Source organism: Pseudoalteromonas sp. AWM4_233 (genome assembly GCF_056158285.1).
Map to the genome: position 1 here is coordinate 1 of NZ_JBSWSZ010000058.1, position 6,575 is coordinate 6,575.

Below are 6,575 nucleotides of genomic sequence, written 5' to 3' on the forward strand. Positions count from 1 at the left end.
ATTGCCCCAATCTGCAATTGCGCCATCTGGCTTAACTGTTCACGATCTCGATATGTCGAGGGCGCTTCCCTCATCAATCATTTTTGAAACGCTGGACACAAGCTGACGAACAGGCCGTACAACAAGCGATAGAGGCAACTCAGGTTGAGCCATTACTAAGGCAAAACGTTGAAGCATTGTCCGGAGGACAGCGGCAACGTGTTTGGGTTGCCATGGTTCTGGCGCAAAAAACACCTTATTTACTGTTAGATGAACCGACAACTTATTTAGACATTGCACATCAAATTGAACTATTGGATTTATTTAGAAAACTGAATCGGCAAAACAGTTCAACCATCGTTGCGGTGCTGCACGATCTCAATCATGCATGTCGTTATGCTGATCACTTAATCGTGATGAATTCAGGACAGGTCGTTGCAGAAGGAACACCCAATACGGTGATCACCAGAAACACTGATCCAACACGTATATGGGTTACGTTGTTTAGTAATGCCCGACCCTTAACCAAGACGCCAATGATCATTCCTCGAGATTCTAGAGTCGACTAGCGTTTCTGACGATATCATGCGTTTCACATAAAGAATTTACACCAATAAAAACCGGCGATTTCGCCGGTTTTATTTTTGTTACTTCAAACTTGGGAGTCCACTAAGCAACGTATTTAGCTGCTCCCCAACATCACCAACGTTTCCAGGCGCGATAATATCTTCGTGCGAACACTCAAAATAATGCTTGTGCAAGCTGGTAATAAATGGCTTCCAATGCGCATCAATGTCATACCCCTCCGGTAAGGTACGTTCAGCCACGAACAAATTCACCTCACCATCATAAAGTGATGATTTTGCACTAGATAATAGCAGAACAGCATCTTCATAGTTCGATGTAATATCTTTAAACATCGCCATACGTTGCTTGTCCAATTCATCATCTGTAATGTCATTTGCTGCTAAGAACAAATCCTTTTCTCTTTCGATCTCGTCTTGCGCCTCTTCATTCATTGGCCCTTCCCAATCTTGGCCTTCAGGTGGGTAGGTATCTAGCAAGCCTAAGAATGCAACTTCTTCACCTTGACGTTGCAGTTTAGATGCCAATGCTTGAGCTACTGTTCCACCAAAGGAATAGCCTAGTAAATGGTATGGCCCTTCAGGCTGTAATTGCTTCAATGCTTTCATATGAATATCACAAGCATCTTCCATGTCTCTCCCCGCAGAGATGGCACCATTTGGACGTGGTGATTGCAGACCAAACACTGGATAGTGACCATCCAGATATTTAGGTAAACCTGTATATTGCCACGCGAAGCCAGAGGCTGAATTGATGCAGAAGAGCGCGGGACCAGATCCCGCTCTTATTGGCAGGACTTCACCAAAGCCAGCAAGAGTTGGATCGTTTAGCGCTTCATCGTCTAATAATAATGCCGTCAGTTTCTCTGGTGTTGGATTCACCATGATTTGACCAATGGTCACAGGAACATTAAGAATTCGACGAATATCTGCTGCCAGCTTCATTGCTATTAATGAGTGACCACCTAAGGCAAAGAAATCATCTTCTGCAGACAGAGTATCCAGCCCTAACACGTCAGCAAATATGCTCACAAGTTGAGTTTCCATCCCTGGTCGTGCCGTTCGCCCAGAACCAGTAACAACGTCACTTGGGAGAGGCAACGCTTTGCGATCAAGTTTGCCGTTGGCACTTAATGGGTATTCTTCCATCAAGATAATGGCAACAGGAACCATGTGAGCTGGCAAATGCTCTGCCAGTTTGCTGCGCAGAGTTTCACTCTCCGTTTCGACACCATCATTGAGGATCGCATAACCCACAAGCTGGCGATCATCCGCACCCGCCATGCCCTCTTCATTACTCAAGGATTTTGCACAGACAAGGGCCTGCTTAACACCTGCAAGCGATTGAAGCGCCGTTTCGATTTCTCCCAGTTCAATCCGTTGACCACGAATTTTTAATTGATCATCACTTCGACCAAGGTATTCGATTTTTCCAGAGGGTAGCCAACGAACAACATCTCCTGTACGGTACATACGCTCCCCATTCGAGAACGGATTCGCAATAAACCTGTCTGCCGTTAATCCACTGCGGTTCAAATAGCCGATAGCCAATTGATCACCAGCTAGATACAACTCACCGGGGACACCCACTGGCGTTTCTCTCAGGAAGCTATCTAGCACATACACCTGCGTATTCCATACGGGTAGACCGATCGGCACACTCGTCCCTAAGCTTTCAGCTAAAATAGAACCAAAAGCCGGACAATACGTCACATCAACCGCCGCCTCAGTTGGACCATATAAGTTGTGTAATGGCGCCTCTATCCAGCGTGCATATTGATTAGACAGTTCCTTCGATAATGCCTCACCAGAACAGAAAACACGCTGTAAGCTTCGAGCGACACGCTCACCTTGTTCATGACTGTTTTCTATCGATGCCATAAACGCAGCAAGCATAGACGGTACAAAGTGCATGGTTGTCACTTTGTAGTCATTGATGATCTGCATTAACCACTCCGGATCTTTATGCGATTCCGGTGGTGCCATGACCAAGCTCGCACCTTCAATCAGCGGCCAGAAGAACTCCCAGACGGAAACATCAAAACTGCATGGCGTTTTTTGCAAGACCACATCTTGCGCATTGAGTGTATATTCATGCTGCATCCATTTCAGGCGGTTTACGATAGCCTGATGCGAAACTAACACGCCTTTCGGATTCCCTGTCGAGCCAGATGTATAGATAATGTAGGCCCCATGATAAGGCGCAAGCCCATCCTTCTCTTCCGTCAGCGTGGAAGCCACTGGTTTAGGAAGTTCATCCAAAATCAGCAACTCTCCGAATGCAGAAAAGCGCGCTTGGTGCTCAGATGTCGTGATGATCAGCTTAGGCTTCACATCATTGACCATGTACGCCAACCTTTCGTCTGGATAACCCACATCAAGCGGTAAGTAAGCGGCCCCACATTCAATAATACTATTGAACGCAAGACTTAACTTCGTACTTCTTGGCAAAGCAACGGCAACAATATCGCCAACACTCACATTGTGCTGCCAGTAACACTCGCTATCGCTTTTACCTGCCCTCTCATTTCGCGATAAGTGAAACTTCGTTCTTCATCAACCAAAGCAAGTTTTTCGGGCGTTTTCTCAGCTTGTTGCACCATCAGCGAACGCAAGGTTTGCTCTGGTAACGCAACTTTGGTCTGGTTGACACGCTGCTGTAACTCAACTTCATCAGCAAGACGTAAATCTAACTGGGTCAAGCTTGCCTCTGGTGATTCGATAATCGCATCTAACACTTGTTCAAAGCGCTGCATTACTTGCTCAGCGATACCCGCTGTATCGCGGTATTCAAACAGAATATGGATCTGCTCACCGGGTAACACTAAGACCGTTAATGGGTAATGAGTGTAGCCACGGTTATGAATATTGCACAGCTGTGCCCCTGCATAGTCTTTGTTAAGCCAATCAGAATGGTCTGGATAGTTCTCAACCACCAGCAGCGTATCAAATAGCGTTTCGCCGCCAACCAATTGCTGAATTTCACCCAAACCAAGCTCATCATGCTCTAGTAATTGAATCTGAATTTCTTGATGCGCTTTTAGCTGCTCAAGCAAACTCTACGATCTGGTTCAAGTTTCATCCTTACCGGAATGGTATTACTGAACAAACCAATATGTTCATCAATCCCTTCCACATGACCAAAGCGGCCTGATATCGGCGTACCAAAAACCACATCTTCTCTGCCCATCATGCTGCCAAGAATGCTCGACCAAACACCTTGCATTAATGAGTTCATGGTAAGGCCATAGTGGCGAAGTAGCTGATTGATCACTCGAGTCTCTGTCTTCTGGGATAAACAGTTCGAGCTCGTTGAGCCTATCTGTGACGGGGATATCTTCGAATGCAATGGCTGGATTCACGCCCTGTAACACATCCACCCATCGTTGCTGAGCGGCTTTTTTATCTCTTCCTGTAAGCTGCTCAACAACACTGGCATAACTTGCGCTAATCGGCGTTAAGACATCAGCGCCACTCGCATATGCCGTTAGGAAATCTCTCAACAAAATCGGTGTCGACCAACCATCAACCACCAAGTGATGAGCTGAGATGTACAAAGTACTTTGGTTATCACCATGATAAATCACACTCGCATTTAATAGTGATTGTTCAGAGTTACTGAGATCAAACTGGCGCGTTAGTTCACTTTTCTCAAAACGAGTCAGATACGCTTGCTGTTCGCTTTCTTCCATCGAAGTAATGCTATGACTCTCGATTGGCCACTCACCAAGCTCCTTAGGAATAAGCTGAACGGTTTTACCCAGCATATCGCTATCAAACTTAGCCTTTAATTGAGGATGACGGCTTATCACCACATTAAGAGCACGCTTAACATGTTCAATATTGATCTCACCGTTAAAGGTTAAGCGCGTTGTTGAATTGTAATTACTGTTCTCATCACCCAGTTGTGACTGGAATAATAACCCTTCTTGTAAAGGCAAGGCAGGAAGCACATCGGAAAGCTCTCCATATCGCTTTTCAAGGCTTGAAGCTTGTGGCAATGAAATACCGGCAACCGTCAATTCTGCTGCCACTTTTAGCTCTTCAGCCAACCTTGTTCTCGAAGAAAGCCAATCAGCAATGGAATTCAGATTCTCTTCAATTTTGTCACTAATAACATCGATTTCATTTTGGCTAAACTGGAATTCGTTCCATGACCAGTTCAATGCAAATGCGGGCGCGGCTGCATTTTCATCGACAAAGATATTCAGTTCGAGATCGTGCTGTAGTGCTTGTTCACTGTCTAACAGAACAGCAAAGGTATCAGCAAATTTTCCAGCTCGACTTTGCGGCGACCATTTCTCTGACGATTGCTCAAATCGGCCCAAATAGTTAAAGAGTACCGATGACTTATAACGACTTGCTAGTCCTTTTAACTCGTTACGATGCGGATTATCAAGATGGAGCAAAGCCATATACCCCAACCCTTTATCCTTAATACTCCGTTTGGCTTGCTTTACCTCACGCAGCAAGTCAACCGTTGTCCCTGATTCCGGCAACGCCACAACCAAAGGATACTCTGTGGTAAACCAACCCATGGTTTGGCTTAGGTTGATAGACGAGTCAAACTCTTCTCGCCCATGAGATTCAAGATTGAATTTAATCGCCTCGTTGCCAAACACATTAGCAATGGCTGCACTTACGGATGAAAGTAAGATTTCTTCAATATCAATCGACTCTGACAGTTGACCGAACTCAAGCACACGCTCTGTGGTAGCAGCTGCCAGTTTATTTCGGCAATGCTTAACCCGGCAATCCTCCTGCGCAGGTTTGAACGGCATGACAGGACGACTTTCTCGTGCTCGCCAATCCACCATTTGCTGAACAGCGACATCCAAATAATTATGTAGTGCATGAGACCACGTATTAATACCCGTGACTTCATTTAGAATGACGATGTCATGATCGGAAACTTCCGCGCGAGTTAGTGATTTAAGCTGAGGCAACAACACACGCCAAGAAACGCCATCAATCAACAAGTGATGGGCTAGATCATCAGACCACATTGCCCTTTACTATCACTTAGCATCACTAACCGTAGTAGCTGACCATTAGCCAAGCTCATTGTCTTACCATACTGTTCAAATATGGCATCAATATCGGCATGTTGTAGCTCGTCTACTGTTAGATGTTCCACCCACGATGCAACATCTAGTTGATCTGAGGTGCTGGAGGGTTCTGTCATCCTGTTTCTTTTAACCTTAGCAATACGTAATGAACGCAGTACGGTTAAGATCACCATTTGCTAAAGGTTAACGACGGTTAGATTCACCTCTTACACAGCACCTCAAAACAATATTCTATCTGAAAGTAATCATTGCATTATTAGTTTTATTGCGATGGATAAAGCAGGTTACCCAGTACCAGTGCCACAGTTTGTAGCAAAAACCAAAGAGCAGAAAAAGTTAGAGCAATATGCAATTAAAATGAAAGAAATAGCGATTGAAACTGAATCCTTGCTTCATCGCACAGTAGAAGAATAAATTATTTTAATTAAGAGCATGCTTAGCAAGTTCATAAATGGCCATATTTGCAATGTCATTTATTTGCTGCTGATTATGTTTATTCGTTTTTAAATCGTGAATTAATAATGACTTCTGCTCTTCAATCAAGAGTTCAAAGTTTTTAGGGCTCACTAAGCCATCTTGGATCTGAGAAACAAGCTCATTTAGTTTTGTTTTTCTCGATATAAGCGAATCTTTAATCGAACTGTGTAACTCTTCACAGCTATATTTTAATATTACCTTTCTACATACGACATCAATATTGTGTTCAAATCCCATGTTCACTCTCATCACTCCCTCTTGAAGTACTCTTCGTTCCCTTAAGGTTAAATATTGTTCTAGAAGCAAAATGATTCTTTAAGGCTGATGATCTTGCACTGCATCAATAATTCTCGCTCATACTCATGTGGTTGATGGTTAGTGGCAATAAACCAGGTGCTGTGTAAGAGGTGAATCTAACCGTCGTTAACCTTAGCAATACGTAATCCAACCAGTAAAATCAAACAAA

Annotated in this window: 6 protein-coding genes and 2 pseudogenes; 2 read left to right on the top strand and 6 right to left on the bottom strand. The window is 44.2% G+C overall.

Going from position 1 to position 6,575, the window contains the following annotated elements; translation table 11 throughout:
• Positions 1 to 83 precede the first annotated feature (83 nt).
• Complete coding sequence (locus ACXAC4_RS19805; protein ID WP_475164915.1) at positions 84 to 548, top strand: ABC transporter ATP-binding protein; 465 nt, start codon at positions 84 to 86, stop codon at positions 546 to 548.
• A gap of 78 nt (positions 549 to 626) precedes the next feature.
• Here the strand turns inward: ACXAC4_RS19805 and ACXAC4_RS19810 are convergent, their stop codons facing one another.
• From ACXAC4_RS19810 to ACXAC4_RS19830, 5 genes and pseudogenes are all read right to left on the bottom strand, one after another.
• Entirely contained in the window at positions 627 to 3,014 is a 2,388-nt protein-coding gene (locus ACXAC4_RS19810; RefSeq protein WP_475164916.1) for an amino acid adenylation domain-containing protein, read from the bottom strand.
• Positions 3,015 to 3,040: 26 nt separating this feature from the next.
• Positions 3,041 to 3,619, bottom strand: a complete 579-nt coding sequence (locus ACXAC4_RS19815; protein ID WP_475164917.1) for a condensation domain-containing protein — start codon at positions 3,617 to 3,619, stop codon at positions 3,041 to 3,043.
• Complete coding sequence (locus ACXAC4_RS19820; protein ID WP_475164918.1) at positions 3,604 to 3,801, bottom strand: condensation domain-containing protein; 198 nt, start codon at positions 3,799 to 3,801, stop codon at positions 3,604 to 3,606. The genes ACXAC4_RS19815 and ACXAC4_RS19820 overlap by 16 nt, the downstream gene beginning before the upstream one ends.
• A 124-nt stretch (positions 3,802 to 3,925) precedes the next feature.
• Positions 3,926 to 5,569: pseudogene (locus ACXAC4_RS19825) on the bottom strand (condensation domain-containing protein); the annotation flags it as partial.
• Complete coding sequence (locus ACXAC4_RS19830; RefSeq protein WP_475164919.1) at positions 5,551 to 5,748, bottom strand: hypothetical protein; 198 nt, start codon at positions 5,746 to 5,748, stop codon at positions 5,551 to 5,553. The pseudogene ACXAC4_RS19825 and the gene ACXAC4_RS19830, both read right to left, overlap by 19 nt.
• A 121-nt stretch (positions 5,749 to 5,869) precedes the next feature.
• Here ACXAC4_RS19830 and ACXAC4_RS19835 point away from each other — a divergent pair.
• A pseudogene (locus tag ACXAC4_RS19835) lies at positions 5,870 to 6,046 on the top strand (acyl-CoA thioesterase); the annotation flags it as partial.
• 6 nt (positions 6,047 to 6,052) lie between these two features.
• Here the strand turns inward: ACXAC4_RS19835 and ACXAC4_RS19840 are convergent.
• Positions 6,053 to 6,346 (bottom strand): hypothetical protein, encoded by a 294-nt coding sequence (locus ACXAC4_RS19840; RefSeq protein WP_475160356.1) that lies wholly within the window; start codon positions 6,344 to 6,346, stop codon positions 6,053 to 6,055.
• Between the last annotated feature and the right edge of the window lie 229 nt (positions 6,347 to 6,575).

Excerpts from the sequence above, each read along its gene's own strand:
- ACXAC4_RS19820 (WP_475164918.1), bottom strand. The coding sequence starts at position 3,801 with ATGAACTCATTAATGCAAGGTGTTTGGTCGAGCATTCTTGGCAGCATG.
- ACXAC4_RS19840 (WP_475160356.1), bottom strand. The coding sequence starts at position 6,346 with ATGGGATTTGAACACAATATTGATGTCGTATGTAGAAAGGTAATATTA.
- ACXAC4_RS19830 (WP_475164919.1), bottom strand. The coding sequence starts at position 5,748 with ATGACAGAACCCTCCAGCACCTCAGATCAACTAGATGTTGCATCGTGG.